The organism is Streptomyces sp. XM83C, assembly GCF_023072675.1.
Taxonomy (GTDB): Bacteria; Actinomycetota; Actinomycetes; order Streptomycetales; family Streptomycetaceae; genus Streptomyces; species Streptomyces thermocoprophilus.
The window spans coordinates 1-21550 of record NZ_JALLGL010000081.1; the positions used below are offsets into that span (position 1 = coordinate 1).

Here is a 21550-nt window from a genome sequence, read left to right on the forward strand (position 1 = left end):
CTCCCCGCCCTCTCCCGCTCTCCCGCCCTCTCCCCCGCGCTCACCCGGTCACGCCGCCAGCGATCCCGGCATCACCGCCCGCGGCCCGAACTTGGCCCGCACGCGGTCCGCGACCTCCTCGATACGGCGGGCCTTCTCGTCCGCCGGGTCGAAGGTCAGCTGGTGGGAGGCGTGTTCGGCGGGGGCGAGGCCCTCGGCGCGCAAGGTGACGGCACGCACGCGGGCGCGTTGCAGGGCGAGCGCGTCGTACAGGCCGTACGCCGCCTTCGTCAGGGCCGCCGAGTGCGCGGTCGGCTCGGTCAGGGTGCGGGTGCGAGTGGTGGCCGACCGGTCGGCGTAGCGCACGGTGAGGGTGAGGGTGCGGCAGACCTTCCCCACCGCGCGCAGCCTGGCGCCGATCTCCTCGGCGGCCGACAGCAGTGCCCTGCGGTGCCGGCCGGGGTCGAGTTCGTCGAGGTCGAAGGGCCGTTCGGCGGCCAGTGAGCGGGAGACGGCGTTCGGCACGACCCGGCCGCGGTCGACGCCGTTCGCCTTCTCGTGCAGCTCGCGCCCGGCTTTCGCGCCGATCAGCCGCTGGAGCGTGGACAGGGGGGCGGCGGCGACCCGGCCGAGGGTGTCGAGGCCGTACTCGCCGAGGGTACGGGCGGTGGCGGCGCCCACGCCGGGGAGGGCGGCGACGGGCCGGCCGGCGAGGAACTCCCGCTCGCCGCCCTCGGGCACCGCACAGGTGACGCCGGGGCGGGCGGAGCGCAGGGCGACCCGGGCCAGCATCGGGCCGGGCCCGGCGCCGATCGCGCAGTCGACGCCGTGGTGGGCGAGGGCGCGGACCCGGATCACCGAGGCGAGTTCGACGGCGTCGCGCCCGAAGTAGCGTTCGGCGCCGCGCAGATCGGCGAGCGCGCCGTCGGGCGGCAGCGCCTCGACGACCGGGGTGAACTCCTCCAGCAGCCCCAGGAGCCCCGGCAGGGCCGCCTCGTGCATCGGCGGCAGCTGGAAACGTACGCAGAGGATGGTCATCCCGCACTCCCCGGACTCTGGTGCCACAGCTTCCTTCCCACCGCGGGCCCTTCGCCCGCGGGGCGCAGATCCGCCCAGGGGTGCATCTCGTACCCCGTGGGCATGCGGATCCTTCTGTCCTCCATCGGATCGCGGGCGGCGGAGCCCGCGGGTGCCGGCCGGCCGTCCGACCCGGCGAGCCGGGCACGGGCCGGGCCGTCGCCGTCCGCCGCCGTGTCCCCGTCGCCGCCGGGTGGTGCGGCGAGCCGGGCGGCGACGCCGTCCAGGCCCTCCTCCCGGCGGATCTCCAGCAGGTCGGCGAGGTTCCACGCGGCGGAACCCACCACGCTCAGGCTGCGCGGCCCGCGCCGCTGCACCACCCCGCGCACCAGCAGCAGCCAGGAGTGGAAGACGGTGTGGGCGCAGGCGTCGTGGGAGTCGTCGAAGAAGGCGAGGTCGACCAGGCCGGTGCCGTCGTCCAGCGTGGAGAAGATGACCCGCTTGCCGGAGCGGATCGGCGGGGTCTGGGTGGCCGCCTTGGCGCCCGCGACCAGCACCGTCTCGCCGTGCCGTGCCTCGCGCAGCCGGCGGGCGGAGACCACGCCCAGCTCGCGCAGGAACTCCTGGTGGTCGTCCATCAGGTTGCGTGAGGCGTCCATGGACAGCACGCCGAGTTCGGCGCTGAGCCGTTCGGCCGCCGACAGGTCGGGCAGCCCGGCCGGCGCGGTCTTCCGGCCGCCGGCCAGCGGGAGCTGGCCGCCGCCTCCGCTGCGGGCGCCCCGGTGCAGTTCGGTGAGGTGCAGTTGCAGATCGCGCCGGTTGGCGCCGAACGCGTCGAGGGCGCCGACCTGGGCGAGCCGCTGGGCGAGCGGTCTGCTGGGGCGGGCCCGTTCCCAGAAGTCGAGCAGGGAGGTGTACGGCTGCCCGTCGGCGATCCGCGCGGCCTCGGCCTCGCTGATGTTGTGCACGTCGGAAAGGGCGAGCCGCAGCCCCCACACGGACTTCACCCCATCTGATTCAGACACCAGTTCGACACGATGGGTGACGCCGGACCTGTTCACGTCCAGCGGCAGGATCGGCACCCCGCGCCGCCGCGCGTCCGCCAGCAGCAGCCGCTTGGGATACATCCCGGGGTCGTGGGTGAGCAGCCCGGCGTAGAAGGCGGCCGGGTGATGGGCCTTCAGCCACGCCGACTGGTAGGTCGGCACGGCGAACGCGACGGCGTGCGCCTTGCAGAAGCCGTACGAGCCGAAGGCCTCGACGATCTCCCAGGTCCGCGCGATCGTCTCGGCGTCGTACCCGTTCGCCGCCGCCCGCTGGGCGAACCAGATCCTGATCCTCCCTTGCGACTCGGCGTCGGAAAGGCCGCGCCGCACCCGGTCGGCCTCGCCGCGCCCGCAGCCGGTCATGATGTCGACGATGTCGATGATCTGCTCGTGGAAGACGACGACGCCGTACGTCTCCTTCAGCGGCTCCTCCAGATCGGGATGCGGGTAGCGCACCGGGGCCCGCCCGTGCCGGGCCTCGATGAAGGGCCGCACCATGTCGGCGGCGACCGGGCCGGGCCGGAACAGGGAGATGTCGACCACGAGGTCGTGGAACGTGGCCGGCTGGAGCCGGCCCACCAGGTCCCGCTGGCCCGGCGACTCGATCTGGAAGCAGCCCAGCGTCTCGGCGGACCGGACGAGCCGGTAGGTCTCCGGGTCGCCCTCGGGCACGGCGTCCAGGTCGATCCGCTCCCCCGTGGCCCGCTCCACCTCGGCCACGGCGTGTGCCATCGCCGACTGCATCCGCACGCCGAGCACGTCCAGCTTGAGCAGCCCGAGGTCCTCCACGTCGTCCTTGTCGAACTGCGCCATGGGGAACCCCTCGCCGCTGGTCGGCATCACCGGCGTACGGTCCAGCAGGGAGGCGTCGGACAGCAGCACCCCGCACGGGTGCATGGCGATGCCGCGCGGCAGCGCGTCGAGCGCCTCGACCAGCTCCCACAGCCTGCCGTACCGCTCCCGCTCCGCCGCGAGCGCGCGCAGCTCGGGCAGCTCGTCGAGGGCGGCGCGCACATCGCGTGCGCGGATGTGCGGGAAGGACTTGGCGATGCGGTCGATCTCGGCGGGGTCCATGGACAGGGCGGCCCCCACGTCCCGGACGGCGTGCCGCACCCGGTAGGTCTCGGGCATGGCGACGGTGGCGACGCGTTCGGCGCCGAACCGGTCGATGATCGCGCGATAGACCTCCAGGCGGCGCGCGGACTCCACGTCGATGTCGATGTCCGGCAGCACCACCCGCTCCTTGGACAGGAAGCGCTCCATCAGCAGCCGGTGCTCGACCGGGTCGGCGTGGGCGATGCCCAGCAGATGGTTGACGAGGGAGCCCGCGCCGGAGCCTCGGGCGGCGACCCGGATGCCCATGGCCCGGACGTCGTCGACGACCTGGGCGACCGTGAGGAAGTAGGAGGCGAAGCCGTGGTGGGCGATGATGTCCAGCTCGTGGTGCATCCGCTCCCAGTAGGCGCGCCGCCCCGCGTACCCCTTGAGCACCATGCCCGCCGCCGCCCGTGAGGCGAGCGCCCGCTGGGCGGTGCGCCGGCCGGCGCCGACGAGATGCGGCTCGGGGAAGTGGACGGAGCCCATGCCGAGGTCGCCCTCGGGGTCGACGCGGCACTCGGCGGCGGTGGCGGCGGTCTGCTCCAGCAGCCGCAGGGCGGCCTCGCGGCGGAAGCCGGCGGCCTCCACGACCCGCTCGGCGACGGCGAGCATCGCGTCCGGGTCCTTCAGCCAGGCCTCTCCCGAGTCCAGCCCACGCCGGGGGTCGACGGGCATCAGCAGCCGGGCCGCGTCCAGGACGTCGGCGACCGGGCCCGCGCCCGGGTCGGCGTACCGCACGGCGTTGGTGAGCACCGGCCGCACGCCCTGCTCGGCGGCGAACCCGACGGTGCGGGCGGCCAGCCGCAGCGAGCCCGGGCCGGTGCCGCTCCGGCCGTGCCAGACGGCCTCCAGGCGCAGGGCGTCGCCGTGGACCTCACGCCAGGGGGCGAGCAGCCGCGCGGCCCGGTCGGGGCGTCCGGCGGCCAGGGCGCGGCCGACCTCGGAGTCGGGGCCGAGCAGTACGACGAGGCCGTCGCCGTGGTTGTCCGCCCAGGTCAGCCGGGGGCGGTCGGTCCCGGTGACATGCGCTGCGGAAACGATCCTGCACAGGGCGGCCCAACCGCGGGCGCCGTCCCGTGCGAGAAAGGTGACCCGGGGTGCCGACTCGTCGACGAAGGCACCTCCGCGCACCGGCCCGCGCCGCCGTACGGGCCCGCCGTCGGGCTCGGCCCGGACCACCGCGAGATCGGCCCCGAACAGCGGGCGCACCCCCGCCCGGGCGCAGGCCTTGGCGAAGCGGACGGCGCCGGCGAGGGAGTCACGGTCGGTGAGGGCGAGGGCGCCCATGCCCCGCTCGGCCGCACGCTCGGCGAGCCGCTCCGGGTGCGAGGCGCCGTAGCGCAGGGAGAACCCGGAGGCGGTGTGCAGATGCGTGAAGCCCGGCATCCGCACCTCCTGCTCGAACATTCGTTCCCAACCTGCTCACCACCACCATAGACCAAAACCCGAACACATGTACGACAGCCGTTCGGTCGCCTCCCACCTGCGGAAACACCTCTCCGCCGGGAGCGTGGGAACATGACACGGACCACCTTCCCCCGCGACGTGAGGGACGCCGTCACCCCGCGCGCCACGCTTATGGTCCTCGGCGCGATCGCCCTCCAGCTGCTGTTCGTCGCCTCCTATGTCGGCGCCCTGCACGACCCGCGCCCCAAGGACACGCCCTTCGGGGTGGTGGCGCCCCGGGCCGCGCAGACAGCGGCCCGCCTGGACCGGCTCCCCGGCTCCCCGTTGGACGCCCGCGCCCTGGCCGACGAGGCGACGGCACGCCGGCAGATCCTGGACCGGAAGATCTACGGTGCCCTGGTGGTCCACCCCGCCGGCACCACCGACACCCTGCTGGTCGCCTCCGGCGGCAGCGCGGCCATGGCCAACGCCCTCGTCGACCTGATGACCGCCGTGGAGCGCGATCAGCAGCGCACGCTGCGCACCGTCGACCTCGCCCCCGATTCCGACCAGGACTTCAACGGCCTGACCTCGTTCTATCTGGTCGTCGGCTGGTGCGTGGGCGGTTATCTGTGCGCCTCGATCCTCGCGGTCAGCGCCGGCGCCCGGCCCTCCGCCCCGCGCCGGGCCGCGATCCGCCTCCTGGTGCTGGCCCTGGTCGCGGTGGTCGGCGGGCTGGGCGGGGCGCTCATCGTCGGCCCGGCCCTGGACGCCCTGCCCGGCGGCACGGCGGCGCTGTGGGGCCTCGGCGCCCTGACCGTCTTCGCCGTCGGCGCGACCACCCTCGCCTTCCAGGGCGTCTTCGGCATCATCGGGGTCGGTCTGGTGATCCTCCTGGTGGTGATCGCCGGCAACCCGAGCGCGGGCGGCGCCTTCCCCTTCCCGATGCTGCCGCCGTTCTGGCGGGCGATCGGCCCGGCCCTGCCGCCCGGCGCCGGCACCTGGGCGGCCCGCTCGATCACCTACTTCGACGGCAACGCACTCACCGGGTCGCTCCTGGTGCTGTCGGCCTGGGCACTGGGCGGCATCGTGATCACGATGCTGGCGGCGGCCCTGCACGCCCGCCGCACCGGGGGCCCGCGGCCGGCGGGACACGGGTAGCGGGCAGCGGCCCCGCACAGGTGGAAGCCCTGCCCTCGCACGGAGGGCAGGGCCGCACAGGGCACGGAACGGCGTCAGCCGATCTGCGTCCCCGTCGCCGACAGGGCCTCGGTCACCGGCTGGAAGAACGTCTCCCCGCCGGAGGTGCAGTCACCGCTGCCGCCCGAGGTCAGGCCGATCGCCTTGTCGCCGGAGAACAGCGAGCCGCCGCTGTCGCCGGGCTCGGCGCACACGTCGGTCCGGATCAGCCCTTCGACGATGTCGCCGTTGCCGTAGTTCACGGTGGCGTCCAGGCCCGTCACGGTCCCCTCGTGGACCTGCGTGGTGGACCCGCTGCGCGTCACCTTCATGCCCACGGTCGCCTCCGCGGCCCCGCTGATGGCCTGCGTCGAGCCGTCGTACAGGTCGACCGCGCCGGGGTGGTCGACATCGGCGGTGTACCTCACCAGGCCGTAGTCGTCGCCGGGGAAGCTGGAGGCCTCGTTGGTGCCGATCTGCCGGCCGTCGGCGTCCGACCAGGTGGAGATGGCCTCGGTGCAGTGACCGGCCGTCAGGAAGTACGGCTGACCGCCCTTGACCACGTTGAAGCCGAGCGAGCACCGCCCGCCGGACCCGGTGATGGCGTCGCCGCCGGCGATGAAGGGCCTGTACTCCCCGTTGGTCCGCCTGAGTTCGGCGACATCGCCGAGCCGGTCCACGACCTTGCCGAGCTTCGCCCACTCGGCGTCGGAGACGGTCCGGTCGGCGGTGATGACCACCTTGTTGGTGGTCGGGTCGGTCACCCAGGAGGTGCCGGGGACGGTCGCGTCCTCCTTGAGCGTCGTACGGGCGCTCCTCAGCTCGGCGAGGGAGTGCTCGACGAGTCTGGGCTTCGCGCCCGCCGCCCGGACGGTCCGCGCGGCGGCCTCGTCGAGGACGTTCACGACGAGGGTGCGCGCCTGGGCGTCGTAGTAGGTGCCTGCCGCGTCGGATCCCAGCTCCTTGCCGAGGTCCGAGGCGAGGTTTCCGGCCGCGGCGGCCGAGAGGATCCTCGGCGCGGCGTCCGTCGAGGGCTCGCTCGCGTTCGCAGTCTGGAAGGTGACTCCCGCGGCGACGAGTGCAGCGATGCCCGCACCCGCCACGGCGGTCCGCCGCCCGGATATGCGTCGGTGCTTCAACTCACGTCCTCCTGTGGGGGGACGGCTCGCGAGGCTGTGGGGACCTCACGTGCCGGAAGGCCGGTTGACGGGGGCTCACTCTTCCGGAAGGTGCAGGGGGCACACAAGGCCGACTTCTGGACGTGCATACGTCGAACAACGTAGGCACGAGTACGCGCTTTCCTCCTCATCACGAACCGTCCGCCGCACGAGAGTTCGCACTGCAAACACAACTCTCGCGCAACCTTCACCGGACCCTGAGATGCACGGGTGGCTTGTTCTCGCCCCCCGCCGCGGGGCCGGCCGGGGGCGCCGGCTCCGCGGCGGAGAGCCGGGTACGGGCACCGGGGTGCGGGAAAGGAAGAGCCCCCGCGCACCGGGTGGGTGTGCGGGGGCTCGGCCGCTGTGCCGGCCGCGGCGGTCGCCGGCGGCGCGGGTACGGTCACATGTCAGCGGATGTGCGCCGGCACATCAGCGGACGTGCGCCGCACATCAGTAGACGTGCACTCCGTACGCGCTCAGCGCCTCGGTCACCGGCTGGAAGAACGTCGTGCCGCCGGAGGAGCAGTTGCCGCTGCCGCCCGAGGTCAGGCCGTACGCGACACCGCTGTTGGAGTAGAGCGGGCCGCCGGAGTCGCCGGGCTCGGCGCAGACCGTGGTCTGGATCAGCCCGTAGACGATGTCACCGCCGCCGTAGTTGACGGTCGCGTTGAGCGCGGTGACCCGGCCGCTGTGGATGCCGGTGGTCGAGCCGCGCCGGTACACGGTGGTCCCGACGGACGGCGTGGCGGCGCTCTTGATGTCCACGCTGCCCACGGCGCCGGACTTGGTCACCGAGGAGTTGGTGTAGCGCACGATGCCGTAGTCGTTGCCGGGGAAGGAGGATCCGGCGGTGGTGCCGAGCGTGGTCGTGTGGGACGAGTTCGACCACCAGGTGCCCGCGCCGTCGGTGCAGTGACCGGCGGTCAGGAAGTAGTAGTTGCCGCTGTTGTCCTGGACGTTGAAGCCCAGCGAGCAGCGCCAGCTACTCGCATAGATGGCGTCGCCGCCGGAGATCAGCTTGTTGAACTTGCCCGGGGTCCGCTTGATCGTCAGCGCGCCGGCGTTGCTGCCGGCCTGCTCCTTGATCTTGGCGATCTCGGCCTGGGAGACCGTGCTGTCGACGGTGACGACGACCCGGTTGGTCTTGCTGTCGACGGCCCAGGCGGTGCCCGGGATGTCGGCCTTCAGCACCGAGTCGCTCGCCTTGGTGAGCTGCGCGGCGCTGAAGGTGGTGGGGGTGTCGGCCGCGTTCGCGGTGGGGATCGCGATCGCGGCTGCGGCCACGAGTCCGGTGGATACGGCGATCAGCCGGGTCCGTCTCGTCACGCCGCTGCGGGGGATGGTGCGCTTGATCCTCACGTGTCGTTCCCTCCATGGGAAGTCGGGGGCCCGCGTGGGGTCGGGGCCCGTGAGGCGCAGCCAGGACCACGACCACCGTCCGGATTCCGGACGGGATGTGCCCCTGACAAGCGCTGTGGGGGAGTATTCGGTCCGGCGGCCCGTCGCCGCAAGGGCGCCTTTCGGCCGTGCAGCGTTCAACTGCCCGCGTACACAAATGAACTGATCAAGCGTGACAGGACGCCCCGGACGCCCGGGACACGCCCATGACGTCCGGGGCGCCCGAAGGGCCCGACGCGTCCGTGACACGCACACTTCCGTCCGCCCCGGGCGGCAGCGCGGGGCGGACGGACCGGCGGATCAGCGCAGGTTCCGCTCCCCCGCCTCGACCGCCACGTCGAGGGTGTTGCCCGGGGGCGGGAACGGGCAGACGAAGTGATCCGCGAAGGCGCACGGGGGCAGCTGGGCCCGGTTGAGGTCGACCGTCGTACGGCCCTCGGCGTCCGGCGCGGCCGGGTACAGGAACCGGAACCGGTAGCTGCCGCTCCCGCTGGTGGCGTCGGCGAACACCGCCCACAGCGAGCCGCCCCCCTGCCGCGCCACCCGGAGCGTCAGCTCCCGCCCGTCCAGCGTGAACGCCAGCTCCCCGGCGAGCCCGAGGCCGCGCTCGCGCCCGTCGGCGTTCGCCACCCGTACGGTGCGCTCGTCGCCGTACGGTGTGAAACGGCCCGGCACCGACCAGCGCGCGTCGTACGGCGTGGCGTCGATGCCGCGGAACCGGCGGCGCGCCTCGGCGTCCGGGTCGAAGTCCCGGACCCCCCACACTCCCTCCCGGACCAGCACGACCAGGCGCCGCCCGCCGAGCCCGACCCGCGCCTTCGCGACAGGTCCGAGGTCGGCGGTGAGCCGTGTCTCGCCGGTGAAGGGGCGTCCGTCCAGGGTGAGTCCGTCGGAGGCGCCGGCGGTGAGGACGACGCCGTCGCCGTCCGCGTGCCACACCCCAGGGATGGCCGGAATTCGACCCTCCGGATAGTCGTCGAGCCAGTGGGTCCCGGTCAGGGCGAGCGGGCCGTAGGGCCCGGAGACGGACTCCTCGCGCGCCGCGTGCCACTGCCTCCACGCGTCGGCCGCCGCGAGGGCGCCGGAGGTCTCCGCCGCCGGGCCGGCCTGTGATGTGCCGGTCGTCATGGTGTCGGTCCTTGCTGTCGGGTGGGAGTCGAGGGGTGGGTGGGCCTCGGGTGAGGCCGGGTCAGGTGAGGGCTCTCGAGCGGGCGAGCCCGAGATGGTCGCGGAGGGTGCCGCCGGGATAGAAGGTGCGGAACAGCGCCCGGTGCTGCAACAGCGCGACCGTGCCGTTCACCAGCCGTTCCAGGTCGCGGCGCGGGTCGGCGGGCGTGAGGTGGAAGCCGTCGACGACGTGCTCCGCGTGCCAGGAAGCGATGAGGTCGGCGAGGTCGACGGGCCCTCCCCGGTACAGCGGGCCGCGGGGCGTGGGCCGGGGTCCGCCGCCGCCGTGGCCGGGCTCGGCGGCGTACTCGCCGTCCAGGTCGACGATCAGCTCGGCGAGCACGCGCAGGCCTTCGGGGTCGCGGCCGGACTCGGCGGCGAGGGCGCGCACCCCCGTCCGTAAGGCGGCGGCCTGCGTGAGACCGGCGGCCCGGACCAGGATGACGTCGGCGCAGAGCACGGCCGGATCGCGCGGTCCCGCAGCCCTTACGACATGCACGGGCCGGGAGACGGGCGGCGCCGCGTCCGCCGCGTCCCGCTCCGGTCGGGGCGTGCCGTCGCTCCACCAGCCGCCCCTCCCCCGGCCGGCCCGGTCGAGTTCCGCGACGGCGTCCGGGACCCCGGCCGGCCCGGGCGGCAGCGCCACCACGAGCCCGGTGCGCTCGGTCGCGGCGGCCACGCGGGGCAGCGCGGCGAGAAGGCCCGGCCCGGCGGGCGCGTCCGGATCGCCGAACGTCACGAAGTCGAGCCCGCCCCGCTCGGCGAGCCGTACGGCCGCCACGAGCGCGTCGGTGTCGTACGGGTCGTCGGGGCGGCCGACGGCGGCGGCGAGATGCAGCAGCCCCGGCATACGGGCGCTCACAGCACCTTGGAGAGGAAGGCGCGGGTCCGCTCGTGGCGGGGCCGGTCCAGCACCTCGGCGGGCGGGCCCTGTTCGACGATGCGGCCGTCGTCCATGAAGACGACGGTGTCGGCGACCTCGCGGGCGAAGCCGATCTCATGGGTGACGACGATCATCGTGATGCCCTGGTGGGCGAGATCCTTGATGACGTCGAGCACCTCACCGACCAGCTCCGGGTCGAGCGCGGAGGTCGGCTCGTCGAACAGCAGCAGCTTCGGCTCCAGGGCGAGGGCCCGCGCGATGGCGACCCGCTGCTGCTGACCGCCGGACAGCTGCCGCGGCCAGGCGTCGGCACGGTCGCCGAGCCCGACGCGTTCCAGCAGCCGGCGGGCCGTGGCCTCGGCCTGCTCGCGGGGGCGTTTCAGCGCGGCGACCGGGGCCTCGACGAGGTTCTCCAGGACGGTCAGATGCGGGAACAGGTTGAAGTTCTGGAAGACGAAACCGATCCGGGTGCGCTGTTTCAGCACCTCCCGTTCGGGCAGCTCGTACAGCTTGTCGCCGCTGCGCCGGTAGCCGATCAGATCGCCGTCGACGCTGATCGCGCCGCGGTCGACCTTCTCCAGATGGTTGATGGTCCGCAGCAGCGTGGACTTGCCGGAACCGGAGGGGCCGAGGACGACGGTGACCTCTCCGGCGCGGACCTGGAGGTCGATGCCTTTGAGGACGTCGAGCGGTCCGAAGCTCTTGTGCACGGACCTGATGTCGACCATGACGCTCATCGTGGGAGTCCTAGGGGGTTTCGGGGGGCGGGAGTTCAGGCGGCGGCGCGCACCGTGAGCGACCGCAGGAAGGTCAGGGCGGCCCGCGCGGTCGCGTCGTTCTGCCGGAACGCGGCACCGCCGGTGCGCGGCCGGGTGAACGCGCCCGGTGTGCGGGCGTCGGTGCAGGGGCCGAGCGCGAACCGGCGCGGATGCGGCCGGCCGTCGGCGTCGAGGACGCGGCCGTCGGCGGGGTCGGTGCGCAGCAGCCCGTGGGGGGTCTCGGCGGCGCCGTCCGCGTGCAGGCGGCGCAGCAGCGGGTCGCGGGCCCGTCCGACGGTCGGTTCGGGCAGCCGTGCCTCGACGAGGGCGCGAGCCTCGACGGTGTGGCCGGGCACGGTGGGACTGTGGGCGCGGAAGACGCCGTCGGCGGCGGTGACGGTCATGTCGGCGCCGACGAACCGCAGCAGGCCGGCCCGGGACAGGGCCCGCATCTGCCGCAGCCGGGGCGCGGGCGGCCCGGAGGCCAGGTGGCTGAAGAAGCCGTGCCACCAGGGGCCGAGGTCGCCGAGCCGGACCAGTTGGCCGTAGACGGACAGCAGGGCGAGGAAGACGGCGAGGTCCTGGCTGCACGCGGGGTCGCCGCGGCGGGCCAGGTCGGCGTCGATGTAGGCGCACAGTGCTTCCTGGAGGGCCTCGGGGCTGTCGTAGCGGGCCCCGTCCAGCGGGCGGTCCAGTGCGGCGAGGTCGAGCCGGTCGCGCGGGTCGGGCACGGCGGCGGCGACGAGGGCCGCCAGGTCGGCGTCGTCGCGGGCGGCGGCGTACCGCTGTTCGAAGTCGGGCCGGGGCAGCGCGGTCCGCTCGGGGTGGGCGGTGAACAGCCGGTGGTAGTGGGCGAAGCCGAGTTCCTTCGCGACGAGCGGCCACACATCGCGCCGGAAGTCGAACCCGCCGGGCCGGGCGAGGAGTTCCGCGGTCTGCGCGGGGCCGAGGAAGCGGGGCAGCGGGGGGCGTTCGCCGCTCAGGTCGTAGCCGAGCTTCGCGTGGTACGGCACTCCGCGCCGCGAACCGACGTACAGCACCGGCTCCCGCCCGGAGGGGAGATAGGTGTCGCCGTCGTACCGTCCGCCCCGCCCCTCGGTGAGCAGCACCATGAGGTCGACGAAGGCGAGGCCGAACCCGCGGACCAGGACGGGCCGGCCGGCGGGGAGGACGTCGAGATCGGTGTCGGCGGTGAAGTGGGGCGGCAGATGGACCAGGCCGTGGGTGCGGGCGTACGCGGTGAGGGCGCGCTGCTCGTCGTCGGGTTCGGCGTCGAGGTGACCGAGGGCGAGGACGACGAGGTCGGCGGTGAGGGGCTGTTCATGGCCGTCGAGCCAGACCTGCTGGCGGCCCTCGCGGGGTCCGGTGACGCGCAGGGCGCGGTGTTGGTGGTGGTGGACGGTGACGCCGGGCGGCAGCTCGGCCAGCGCCCGCTCGTGCACCCAGCGCAGATAGTCGCCCTGGAGGCGGCGGTCGGCGAAGGTACGGCCGTCGATGCCGGCCCATTCGTGCAGGGTGGGTCCGGGGCGCACGGGGCCCGCCATGTCGACGGTGTCGTCGGTGAACATGGTGACGTCCTCGGCGTGCGAGTTCATCCACAGCAGCGGGGACTGGTCGGCCCGCCAGATGCGTCCGGCGCCCGGCGGGTGCGGGTCGACGAGATGCACGTCGAGCCCGGAACCGGCGTACAGCTCGGGCGCGTTGGCGGCGATGCGTTCCAGTACGCCGGTGCCGCGCGGGCCGGCGCCGACGATCACCAGGGAGGGTCTCATCGGGTGCGCTCCGACCCGCGCGCGAACCGCTTCTCCAGGTAGTGCTGGCCGACGCCGAGCACCGAGGTGACGACGGTGTACCAGACGGTGGCGACCATCAGCAGCGGGATCACCTGGTAGGTGCGGTGGTAGATGAGCTGCACGGAGAACAGCAGGTCGCTGACGGCGATGACGCTGACGATGGAGGTGCCCTTGAGGGTGCCGATCAGCATGTTGCCGGCGGGCGGCACGATGGAGCGCATGGCCTGCGGCAGGACGATGCGCCGCCAGCGCCGCCGGCGGCTCAGTCCCAGGGCCTGTGCGGCCTCGATCTGGCCGCGGTCGACGGAGAGGATGCCGCCGCGGACGACCTCGGCGGCGTAGGCGGCCTCGTGCAGGGTCAGGCCGATGATCGCGACGGTGACCGGGCCGAGCAGGTCGACGGTCCGCACGCCGAGGACCGTCGGGTACAGGGCGCCGATGTTGAACCACAGCAGCAGCTGCACCAGGATCGGTATGGACCTCAGCAGCCAGACGTATCCCCAGCTGACGGCGCGCAGCACGGGGTTGGCGGAGAGCCGGGCCGCGGCGAGCAGGGTGCCGAGGGCGAAGCCGAGGACCGTCACCACGGCGGTCAGCCAGAGGGTGAGCCACAGTCCGCGCAGGACGGAGGCGGTGGTGAAGTACTCGGCGACGACGTCCCACTGGAAGGCGTCGTTGCGCAGGACGGAGGTCGCGGCGAGGGCGAGCAGGACGAGGACGACGGCGGCGGCGGTCCACGGGCCCCAGCGACGCTGCGGGACGATGCGGGGGACGTCGGCCGGTCCGGATGTGCCGGGTGCGGCGGAAGCTCGGGGGAGTGTCTCGAACGACATGCGAAGGCTCCGGACGTGTCGGAAGCGGACACGGGTGGGGTGCCTTCACACGGGGCGCCGCCGGGCGGCGCGGTACGGCCGAGCCCCTCAGCAGGGCCGTTCGTCGACTCTACGGCGGTGTTTCCCCTCGCTGTCAAGCGTGTCCGGAGTGTGAGCCGTACATCTCAAGTCAGTTGACGGAGAACCGGGGACCTGTTCCACTTGGCCCATGCATCCGCATCAGTGGCTGGTCACGCGCTCCCACATCGACTTCGGTCGTGTGTGGTCCTGTTCCTGTTGAGCTGACCCCCTGAGCGTGCCCGCCGCCCTGTCCGGGCCGGCACGGCCGCCGCACTTCTCCTCTTCCCGCGGGTATCCCCTCGCGCCGTCGCGCCTCGGCGCGCCGGCGTACGCCTTCACACGTGCTCTCCCCTCCCCTCGTGCCCGCGTCCTTTCACGTTCCGCTGCTCACAGGAGTCCGACCGCTCATGCGTGCGTTCCTCCGTGCCCGTCCGCGGCACCTCGCGCCCTTCGCTGTGATCACCTCGGCCGCCCTCGTCCTCAGCGCGTGCGGTTCCGGTTCCTCCGGTTCCGGGGGTGCCGCGGACGCGGCCGTTGCCGCCGACCGGGTGCCCACCACCGATGTCGTGTCCGGCATCGCCGAGGACGAGGCCGCGGCGCGGCTGCTGCCGGCGGGGGTGAAGCGGCTCACGGTCGCGGTCACCGTCGGCGGCACCCCGCCCGGCACGACGTATCTCGACGACGGCAGGACCCTGACCGGGCAGGACGTCGATCTCACCTACGCCGTGGCGAAGGTGCTCGGTGTGGAGGTGCGGATCGAACAGGCGAGTTTCGAGGCGATCCTGCCCGCGCTGGGCAGCGGCAAGTACGACGTGGGCGCCAGCAACTTCGGGGTGACCGACGAGCGGCGCAGGACGATCGACTTCGTCACGTACATCAACGACGGCCAGGGCTTCGCCACCCGCAAGGACAGCGATCTGTCGAAGGTGACGGATCTGAAGCAGCTGTGCGGGCTGAACGTCGCTACCGGCGCGGGCACGACGTTCGAGGCGACGCTGGAGAAGAACAAGCACGTCTGCTCCGACGCGGGCGAGAAGCCGTACAAGGTGCAGACCTACAGCGAGCAGGGCGCCATCTGGTCGTCTGTGCAGCAGGGCCGCAGCGATGTGGTGATGTCCACGATCAACGGTCTGCGGTACGCGGTCGCCCACCAGCCGGGGGTGAAGTTCCTCAACGAGTTCCACCGCCTGGACGTCGGCTTCGCCTTCAAGAAGGGCACGCCGCTGGCGCCCGCCTTCCAGGCGGCGGTGAACAAGCTGATCGCGGACGGCACGTACGCGAAGATCCTCCAGAAGTGGGGGACGACCGGGTCGGCCGTCACCGAGTCGCGGATCTCACCGCCGGAGATCGAGTCCTGAGCGGGCGTCAGCCTCAGCAGTCGCAGCAATCACAGCAGTCGCAGACATCGCAGCAGTCGCAGTCCCGGCAGCAGCCCTCGCGCTTCTTCCGGGACCACGGCCCCTCGTACTCCTTGGCGCAGCACATACGGCAGGTGCAGAACTGCACCCAGAACATGCCGCAGCCGGCCCAGAAGCCGCGCGGCTCGGGCGGCTTGGGCTGTCCCCCGCCGGGGCCGCCCTCGCCGCCTCCGCCGCCGAAGCCGCCGGAGGAGCCGGAGAAGCCGCCCCCGTGACCGCCCGCGGCGTACGGGTTGCCGCCGCCCGGCACCGGCTGCTGCGGGTGTCCGCCGGGGCCGTGGGGGTACTGCTGGGGTGTGCCGTGGGGGCCGGGCTGGTGGGCGGCGCAGACGGGCACGGTGCCGAAGGCCCGGTCGACGGAGCGGCGCAGTTCATGGACGAGCAGCCGGTGCACGAGCCCGTCGTCGGCGAACTCGGCGTCCTTCAGGGCGAGCCGGACACCGTGCACGGCGTCGTCGGCGAGGCGGCGCGCCTCGGCGCGTGAGGTGCCGGTGGCGGTGAGCGGGTTCCAGGCGCCGGTCGCGGCGTCGGCGGCCTGGTCCTCCACGGCGTCGAGGAGGTGTGCGAGCCGGCCGAAGAGCCGTCCGGCCTCGGCGAGCGGTGCCGCGTTGCCGGGCCGTCCGGCGAGGATCGCGGTGTGCGCGAACGCGGCGGCGGTGGCGGTCTCGGTGGGCTCGGTGACGGCGAGGATCGGCGTGCCGGGCCCGGCCAGCGCCTCGAGACCGGTCTGCCGGTCCACTGCGTCGACGAGTACGGCGGTGTCGAAGCCGACGGCGCCGCCGCCGCGTTGCCCCGCGCGCCCCCAGCCGGCGGCGACCTTGCGGGCGGCGGCGGCGAGGGGGCGGCGGGCCAGCAGCCCGTCCCCGTCGGCGACATGGTCGCGGACCTTGGCGGAGGCCAGCACCAGGGAGACGGCCGCGGCGAGCCGGGCGCCCTCTCCGTCGGCGACGGACGCGGTGCGCATGCCGCGCAGCGGGCAGGGTCCGGCCTTGCGGCGTCCGGCGGCGGTGTTCCCGGTCTGAGCCTCCGTCAGGACCGATATGAGAAGCCCGTCATAGTTCGTCGCAATTCGGGCGAATTGCCCGTGGTCCTTGCGGAGCGCGAGGCAGAGCCCGCACAGATGTGCTGTCCACTGCGCGGCGAGCCCCTCTCCGAGCCGGTGTCGGCACGGCCTGACGATCCCGAACACATCACTCCCCGTTCACCCGTACGCCCCGCCCGTCACCCGGACGCCGCGAAGAATCATATTTCACTCACAGTCAGCAGCCGTTTGGGACACGACCCTTGGGATACCTGGGCTCTCGACGGATCCGCTGTGCACCAGTACCGTCACAAACCCCCCGCGCGGCGACTATCCACTTGGCGCGCCGTCCGCATCATGGATGACCATAGGGATGCGGAATGCAAGAAAGACCGCTGTGAGAGGAGGCGTCCATGGGATCGGTGCGCAAGGCGAGTGCCTGGCTTGGCCTCGTCGACGACAACGATGACGAGCGTTACTACGACGACGACTACTCCGAGGGGACCGATTCCGGGGACGCCTGGGTCACCGACCCCCGGGTGAAGGTCGCCACGGACACGGCCGAGGAGAAGGGCCGCCGGATCGGCACGGTCACCCCGGACAGCTTCCGGGACGCCCGCGCGATCGGCGAGCTGTTCCGGGACGGCGTGCCCGTCATCATGAACCTCACGGCGATGGAGCCGGCCGACGCCAAGCGTGTCGTCGACTTCGCGGCGGGGCTCATCTTCGGCCTGCGCGGCTCCATCGACCGCGTCTCGAACCGGGTGTTCCTGCTGACCCCCGCCGACACGGAGATCATCAGCGGCGAGCCGGCCGCGCACCGCTCGGACGGCTTCTTCAACCAGAGCTGAGGCAGGGCCGCTCACCGGCCCCGCCCTGCTCGGGGTCCGTCACCGGAACGCGTCGAGTCCGGTGAGCGCCTTGCCCAGCACGAGCTGGTGCATCTCCACGGTGCCCTCGTAGGTGAGCACCGATTCGAGATTCGTCGCGTGCCGCATCACGGGGTATTCCAGCGAGATCCCGTTGGCGCCGAGGATCGTACGGGCCGTACGGCAGATCTCGATGGCCTCCCGTACGTTGTTGAGTTTGCCGAAGCTGACCTGCTCGGGACGCAGGCGGCCGGCGTCCATGCGCCGCCCGAGGTGATGGGCGAGCAGAATCCCCTTGTGCAGTTCCACCGCCATGTCGGCGAGCTTGGCCTGGGTGAGCTGGAAGCCGCCGATGGCCCGACCGAACTGCTCCCGTGACCGCGCATAGTCGAGCGCGGCCTCGAAACTGGCCCGTGCCGCGCCCATCGACCCCCACACGATGCCGTACCGGGCATGCGACAGACAGCTGAGCGGCCCGCGCAGCCCACGTACCTCCGGCAGTACGGCATCCGCGGGCAGCCGTACGTCGTCGAGGACCAGTTCGCTGGTGACGGAGGCGCGCAGCGACCACTTGTGCTTGATCTCCGGCGCGGAGAAGCCGGGGCTGTCGGTGGGGACGACGAAGCCGCGGATGCCGTCCTCGGTCTGCGCCCACACCACGGCCACCCCGGCGACGGACCCGTTGGTGATCCACATCTTGCGGCCGTTCAACACCCAGTCGGAGCCGTCGCGCTTGGCGGAGGTGCGCATCGAGGCGGGGTCGGAGCCGTGGTCGGGCTCGGTCAGCCCGAAGCAGCCGATGACCTCACCGGCGGCCATGCGGGGCAGCCAGGTCTGCTTCTGCTCCTCGCTGCCGAAGCGGTGGATCGCGTACATGGCGAGGGAGCCCTGCACGGAGACCAGGGAGCGGATGCCGGAGTCGGCGGCCTCCAGCTCCAGGCAGGCCAGCCCGTACTGCACGGCCGAGGCCCCGGCGCAGCCGTACCCCTCCAGGGACATGCCGAGCGCGCCGATCGAGCCCAGCTCCCGGGCCAGCTCGCGAATGCCCGGCAGCTCGCCCTTCTCGTACCACTCGGCGATGTGCGGCAGCACGCGGTCCGCCGCCCAGGCGCGCACGGTGTCCCGGACGGCGAGGTCCTCCGGTTCGAGGAGGTCGTCGATGCCGAGGGGGTCGGCGGGATCGAACGGGGGCAGCTTCGAGGACGCGGACATGGAACCCTCCGGCACGCTTTGAAACTAGCGCCGCTAGTTACGACGTCGGGGGCCGACGTTACGGGGGCAGTCTCCCGTACGTCCAGTACGGGATCCGCGGACCTGGGGCACCGGGTGTGTCCCCTCCGCCCTGCGGTAGCGGGCACGCCGTGTCAGGCGGAGACGCGGGACCTCTCGACGCCCTCGACACCTTCGAGGCCCTCGATGCCGCGTGGCGCGGGCACGGACACCTCCGGGCAGTGCATCGTCTTCGGCAGCCGCAGCGCGATCACCGCACCCGTCAGCAGCAGCCCCGCGCTGACCAGCAGCGTCACATGCAGCCCGTGCACGAAGGAGTCGCGGGCCACCCGCCGCAGCGCCGCGCCGGCGGAGCCGCCGAGCCGTCCGGACACCTCGTAGGCCTCGCCCAGCGAGTGCCCGGCCGCCACCGCGTCCGCCTTCGGCACCCCGGCGACGGACCGGGGGCCGGGCGCGTAGGCGGCGTTCATGACGCTGCCGAGCAGCGCGATCCCGATGCCGGCGCCGAGCTGGTAGGAGGTCTCGCCGATGGCCGCGGCGCCTCCGGCCTGCTCGGCCGGGGCCTCGCTCAGCATGGACTCGTACGCCCCGAACAAGGTGGTCTCCAGCCCGAACCCGAGCAGCACGAACCCGGCCAGCAGCAGCGCGGGGTTGTCGGAGGCGCCCATCGCGGTCAGCGTCACGACGGCCGCGGCGGTGAGGCAGAACCCGGTGGACACCATGCGGCGCGGGCCCAGCCGGCGCAGCAGCGGCGCCCCGGCGAGGCCCGCCGCCATCGCGGCGACGGTCAGCGGCAGCAGCCGCAGCCCGGTCTCCAGCGGGGACAGGCCGAGCACGAGCTGGAGGTACTGCGCGGCGATCAGTTCCAGTCCGACGAGCGCCAGCATGGCCAGCACGATGCAGCCGACGGAGGTGCCGAACACGGGCCGTGCGAACATCCGCAGATCGACCAGGGGATGCCGGCGTCCGCGCTGCCGTCGCACGAACAGCACCAGCAGCAGGGCACCGGCGAGGAGCGGGGCCAGGGTGAGCGGGCTGAGCACCGGCTCACTGCCGCCGAGCCGTTTCACCCCGAACACCAGGCCGAACAGTCCGGCCGCCGCCATCAGCGCGCCGGCCACGTCCCAGGGGCCCTCGCCGTCGCCGGTCGACTCGGGCAGCAGCAGCCGGCCCACCGGGAGGCTCACCAGCATGAGGGGGATATTGACCAGGAAGACCGAGCCCCACCAGAAGTGCTCCAGGAGGAACCCGCCGAGCAGCGGGCCGACGGCCGCGCCGACCGCGGCGACCGCGCTCCACACGCCGATGGCGAGCGCCCGCTCCCGACGGTCGGGGAAGACCTGCCGCAGGATCGACAGCGTCGCCGGCATGATCATCGCGCCGCCCACGCCGAGCAGCGCCCGGGCCCCGATCAGCACGCGGGCGTCCGGGGCGAAGGCCGCCACCGCGGAGGCGACGCCGAACAGGGCGTAGCCGAGCAGCAGGATCCGTCTGCGGCCCACCCGGTCGCCGAGCGTGCCGAAGAGGATCAGCAGCGAGGCGCAGACGAGCGGATAGACGTCGACGATCCAGAGCAGTTCGATGGCGCCGGGCTTGAGGTCCTCGGTGACGGCGGGCACCGCCACATGCAGCACGGTGGCGTCGACGGCGACCAGCAGCAGGCTGACGCAGAGCACCACGAGGACGATCCAGCGGTTGGCACCGGCCCCGGCCGTCCGACGGCGCAGCGCTGCGGCGGCCGTGGTCGTCCCGGACATGTACGTACCTCCCAGATGATCCCTCGCTCCGCCGGCCAGGCGGCGTGCGGCACCGCCGTGGGGCGGGCGCGTGCGGGTGAGTCGTCAGAGTACGCGAGTCGGTGAGGGACGGGGCTCGGCTGTCTTTTGCGCCACATGCGCAGGGGTGTGACACGAGACACACCCGGTGGGGCGAGGTGCCGGCGGCGGGCGGGTCCGCCGGGGCCCGGACGGACGCGCGCGGGAGGTCCGGGCCGGCGCGGAGGGAGGACCTGCCGGCGCGGGAGGGACACCCGGCCGATGCCGGGGAGGGCACCCGGCCGGTGCGGACGGGGAGGTGCGGGCCCGCCCGCGAGGGGAGCCGCATCCACGTGCGCTGCATTTCTTCGCGAGTCGCAGATGAACATATTCTGAAAGACAGAACAGCCCGACACGAGCAAGATGAAGCGAGTTCGAATTGCATCGTGCACGAACCGGCAGGCCACCGCGGGAATAAAGCGAAACTGCGATCCATCCCACATCACGTGGTCATCACAAACCCGCCGGGTCCTGGGCGATGCGCAGCTCACTCCCTGTAACGTCGATTGAGTGCGTACTGAACCAAAGGCGGGTCGCTGGGACCGGCTCTTCCACCGGCTGGACCGGGAGCCGCAACGACCGACCCATATCGACGTACCGCGTATGACGCGGCACAGGGCCGCGCTCTTCGGCGCGACCCTGGCCTTCTACGCGGCCATCGTGTGGCTCGTCGTCACGACCTCCTGGCTGGTCCGCCTCGACTGGCAGGTCATGTTCTTCCGGCCGTACCAGCAGTGGTCCGGGATCCACGCCTTCGTCGACTACTACGTCGTCCTCGGCCAGCGCGGCCCCACGGCCGTGATGGTCGCCGCCTGGCTCGGCTGGCGCTCCTGGCGGCAGCACACGCTGCGTCCGCTGCTCACGCTCGGCGCCTCGCTGCTGCTGCTGAACATCACCGTCGGCGCCGCGAAGATCGGCATGGGCCGGCTCGGCCCGCACTACGCGACCGTCATCGGCTCGAACGAGATGGGGCTCGGCGGCGATATATTCCCCAGCGGCCACACCGCCAACGCGGTGGTGACCTGGGGAATCCTGGCGTATCTGGCCTCCACGCCGAGAGCCCGGCGGTGGCTGTCGGCGCTGTCGGCGGTGGTGGCGCTCGGCGTCGGCATGTCCACGGTCTACCTCGGTACGCACTGGCTGAGCGATGTCCTGCTGGGCTGGGCCGCCGGTCTGCTGATCCTGCTGGCGCTGCCGTGGTTCGAGCCGCTGATCGCCCGCGCCGAGGTGTGGATCCTCGACCTGCGCGACCGCAGGCGCGCCCGCGGCACCCGCACGGCCCCGGTGCCCGCCCCGGCCGCAGCGCCTGCCGCCTCTCCGGCCGCCCCTGCGGTGCCGCCGGCGCCGCGCCCGGCGGCCACCCACGGCGAGACGGCCGCAGCCGCCCGGGAGGCGGTCGGGCCGCCCCGCGCCCCGGCCCATGCCCCGGCCTATCTGGCCC

General features: G+C 73.1%; 16 protein-coding genes. 4 read left to right on the forward strand and 12 right to left on the reverse strand.

What is annotated here, in order from left to right; all coding sequences use genetic code 11:
- Nucleotides 1–48: 48 nt before the first annotated feature.
- Together MTQ10_RS11955 and MTQ10_RS11960 are read right to left on the reverse strand one after the other, a co-directional pair.
- Complete coding sequence (locus MTQ10_RS11955) at nucleotides 49–1017, reverse strand: DNA polymerase Y family protein (protein ID WP_247465872.1); 969 nt, start codon at nucleotides 1015–1017, stop codon at nucleotides 49–51.
- Nucleotides 1014–4526, reverse strand: a complete 3513-nt coding sequence (locus tag MTQ10_RS11960) for a DNA polymerase III subunit alpha (protein ID WP_247465912.1) — start codon at nucleotides 4524–4526, stop codon at nucleotides 1014–1016. The genes MTQ10_RS11955 and MTQ10_RS11960 overlap by 4 nt, the downstream gene beginning before the upstream one ends.
- Nucleotides 4527–4658: 132 nt before the next feature.
- Here MTQ10_RS11960 and MTQ10_RS11965 point away from each other — a divergent pair, with 132 nt between their 5' ends.
- Nucleotides 4659–5687 carry a DUF3533 domain-containing protein gene (locus tag MTQ10_RS11965; protein ID WP_247465875.1) on the forward strand — a complete coding sequence of 343 codons (1029 nt, stop codon included), beginning with the start codon at nucleotides 4659–4661 and terminating at the stop codon, nucleotides 5685–5687.
- Between the two features lie 74 nt (nucleotides 5688–5761).
- On the opposite strand, the gene MTQ10_RS11970 is transcribed toward MTQ10_RS11965, so the two are convergent.
- From MTQ10_RS11970 to MTQ10_RS12000, 7 genes are all read right to left on the reverse strand, one after another.
- Nucleotides 5762–6844: a S1 family peptidase gene (locus MTQ10_RS11970; RefSeq protein WP_247465878.1), complete on the reverse strand. Its 1083-nt coding sequence runs from the start codon at nucleotides 6842–6844 to the stop codon at nucleotides 5762–5764.
- Between the two features lie 471 nt (nucleotides 6845–7315).
- Nucleotides 7316–8224, reverse strand: coding sequence for a S1 family peptidase (locus tag MTQ10_RS11975; RefSeq protein WP_247465880.1), 909 nt, complete (start codon nucleotides 8222–8224; stop codon nucleotides 7316–7318).
- 339 nt (nucleotides 8225–8563) lie between these two features.
- Complete coding sequence (locus MTQ10_RS11980) at nucleotides 8564–9391, reverse strand: DUF1684 domain-containing protein (RefSeq protein WP_247465883.1); 828 nt, start codon at nucleotides 9389–9391, stop codon at nucleotides 8564–8566.
- Nucleotides 9392–9452: 61 nt separating this feature from the next.
- Nucleotides 9453–10280: an FMNH2-dependent monooxygenase gene (locus MTQ10_RS11985; RefSeq protein ID WP_247465914.1), complete on the reverse strand. Its 828-nt coding sequence runs from the start codon at nucleotides 10278–10280 to the stop codon at nucleotides 9453–9455.
- 8 nt (nucleotides 10281–10288) lie between these two features.
- The gene (locus MTQ10_RS11990; protein ID WP_282612078.1) at nucleotides 10289–11050 is read right to left on the reverse strand and encodes an amino acid ABC transporter ATP-binding protein; all 762 of its coding nucleotides are present in this window, start codon (nucleotides 11048–11050) and stop codon (nucleotides 10289–10291) included.
- 35 nt (nucleotides 11051–11085) lie between these two features.
- Nucleotides 11086–12843 (reverse strand): FAD/NAD(P)-binding protein, encoded by a 1758-nt coding sequence (locus MTQ10_RS11995; protein WP_247465898.1) that lies wholly within the window; start codon nucleotides 12841–12843, stop codon nucleotides 11086–11088.
- Nucleotides 12840–13697, reverse strand: a complete 858-nt coding sequence (locus tag MTQ10_RS12000) for an amino acid ABC transporter permease (protein WP_247465901.1) — start codon at nucleotides 13695–13697, stop codon at nucleotides 12840–12842. The genes MTQ10_RS11995 and MTQ10_RS12000 overlap by 4 nt, the downstream gene beginning before the upstream one ends.
- A gap of 467 nt (nucleotides 13698–14164) precedes the next feature.
- Between MTQ10_RS12000 and MTQ10_RS12005 the strand changes: the two genes are divergently transcribed.
- Nucleotides 14165–15115, forward strand: a complete 951-nt coding sequence (locus MTQ10_RS12005) for an ABC transporter substrate-binding protein (RefSeq protein ID WP_247465903.1) — start codon at nucleotides 14165–14167, stop codon at nucleotides 15113–15115.
- Between the two features lie 13 nt (nucleotides 15116–15128).
- On the opposite strand, the gene MTQ10_RS12010 is transcribed toward MTQ10_RS12005, so the two are convergent.
- Nucleotides 15129–16364 (reverse strand): DUF5685 family protein, encoded by a 1236-nt coding sequence (locus MTQ10_RS12010; RefSeq protein WP_247465905.1) that lies wholly within the window; start codon nucleotides 16362–16364, stop codon nucleotides 15129–15131.
- 245 nt (nucleotides 16365–16609) lie between these two features.
- On the opposite strand from MTQ10_RS12010, the gene MTQ10_RS12015 reads away from it, so the two are divergent.
- Nucleotides 16610–17047, forward strand: coding sequence for a cell division protein SepF (locus MTQ10_RS12015; protein WP_110627163.1), 438 nt, complete (start codon nucleotides 16610–16612; stop codon nucleotides 17045–17047).
- Between the two features lie 39 nt (nucleotides 17048–17086).
- On the opposite strand, the gene MTQ10_RS12020 is transcribed toward MTQ10_RS12015, so the two are convergent.
- Together MTQ10_RS12020 and MTQ10_RS12025 are read right to left on the reverse strand one after the other, a co-directional pair.
- On the reverse strand, nucleotides 17087–18277 hold the full coding sequence (locus tag MTQ10_RS12020; RefSeq protein ID WP_247465906.1) for an acyl-CoA dehydrogenase family protein: 1191 nt from the start codon (nucleotides 18275–18277) through the stop codon (nucleotides 17087–17089).
- 152 nt (nucleotides 18278–18429) lie between these two features.
- A complete protein-coding gene (locus MTQ10_RS12025; protein WP_247465908.1) occupies nucleotides 18430–20052 on the reverse strand; it encodes an MFS transporter in 1623 nt (540 codons plus the stop codon).
- Between the two features lie 567 nt (nucleotides 20053–20619).
- On the opposite strand from MTQ10_RS12025, the gene MTQ10_RS12030 reads away from it, so the two are divergent.
- Nucleotides 20620–21550, forward strand: a 931-nt coding sequence (locus MTQ10_RS12030; protein WP_247465910.1) for a phosphatase PAP2 family protein, incomplete at its 3' end; no start/stop codon positions are given.

Coding starts and splice junctions, on each gene's coding strand:
- MTQ10_RS11955 (WP_247465872.1), bottom strand. CDS start 1,017: ATGACCATCCTCTGCGTACGTTTCCAGCTGCCGCCGATGCACGAGGCG.
- MTQ10_RS11960 (WP_247465912.1), bottom strand. CDS start 4,526: ATGCCGGGCTTCACGCATCTGCACACCGCCTCCGGGTTCTCCCTGCGC.
- MTQ10_RS11965 (WP_247465875.1), top strand. CDS start 4,659: ATGACACGGACCACCTTCCCCCGCGACGTGAGGGACGCCGTCACCCCG.
- MTQ10_RS11980 (WP_247465883.1), bottom strand. CDS start 9,391: ATGACGACCGGCACATCACAGGCCGGCCCGGCGGCGGAGACCTCCGGC.
- MTQ10_RS11985 (WP_247465914.1), bottom strand. CDS start 10,280: ATGCCGGGGCTGCTGCATCTCGCCGCCGCCGTCGGCCGCCCCGACGAC.
- MTQ10_RS11990 (WP_282612078.1), bottom strand. CDS start 11,050: ATGAGCGTCATGGTCGACATCAGGTCCGTGCACAAGAGCTTCGGACCG.
- MTQ10_RS11995 (WP_247465898.1), bottom strand. CDS start 12,843: ATGAGACCCTCCCTGGTGATCGTCGGCGCCGGCCCGCGCGGCACCGGC.
- MTQ10_RS12000 (WP_247465901.1), bottom strand. CDS start 13,697: ATGTCGTTCGAGACACTCCCCCGAGCTTCCGCCGCACCCGGCACATCC.
- MTQ10_RS12005 (WP_247465903.1), top strand. CDS start 14,165: ATGCGTGCGTTCCTCCGTGCCCGTCCGCGGCACCTCGCGCCCTTCGCT.
- MTQ10_RS12015 (WP_110627163.1), top strand. CDS start 16,610: ATGGGATCGGTGCGCAAGGCGAGTGCCTGGCTTGGCCTCGTCGACGAC.
- MTQ10_RS12020 (WP_247465906.1), bottom strand. CDS start 18,277: ATGTCCGCGTCCTCGAAGCTGCCCCCGTTCGATCCCGCCGACCCCCTC.
- MTQ10_RS12025 (WP_247465908.1), bottom strand. CDS start 20,052: ATGTCCGGGACGACCACGGCCGCCGCAGCGCTGCGCCGTCGGACGGCC.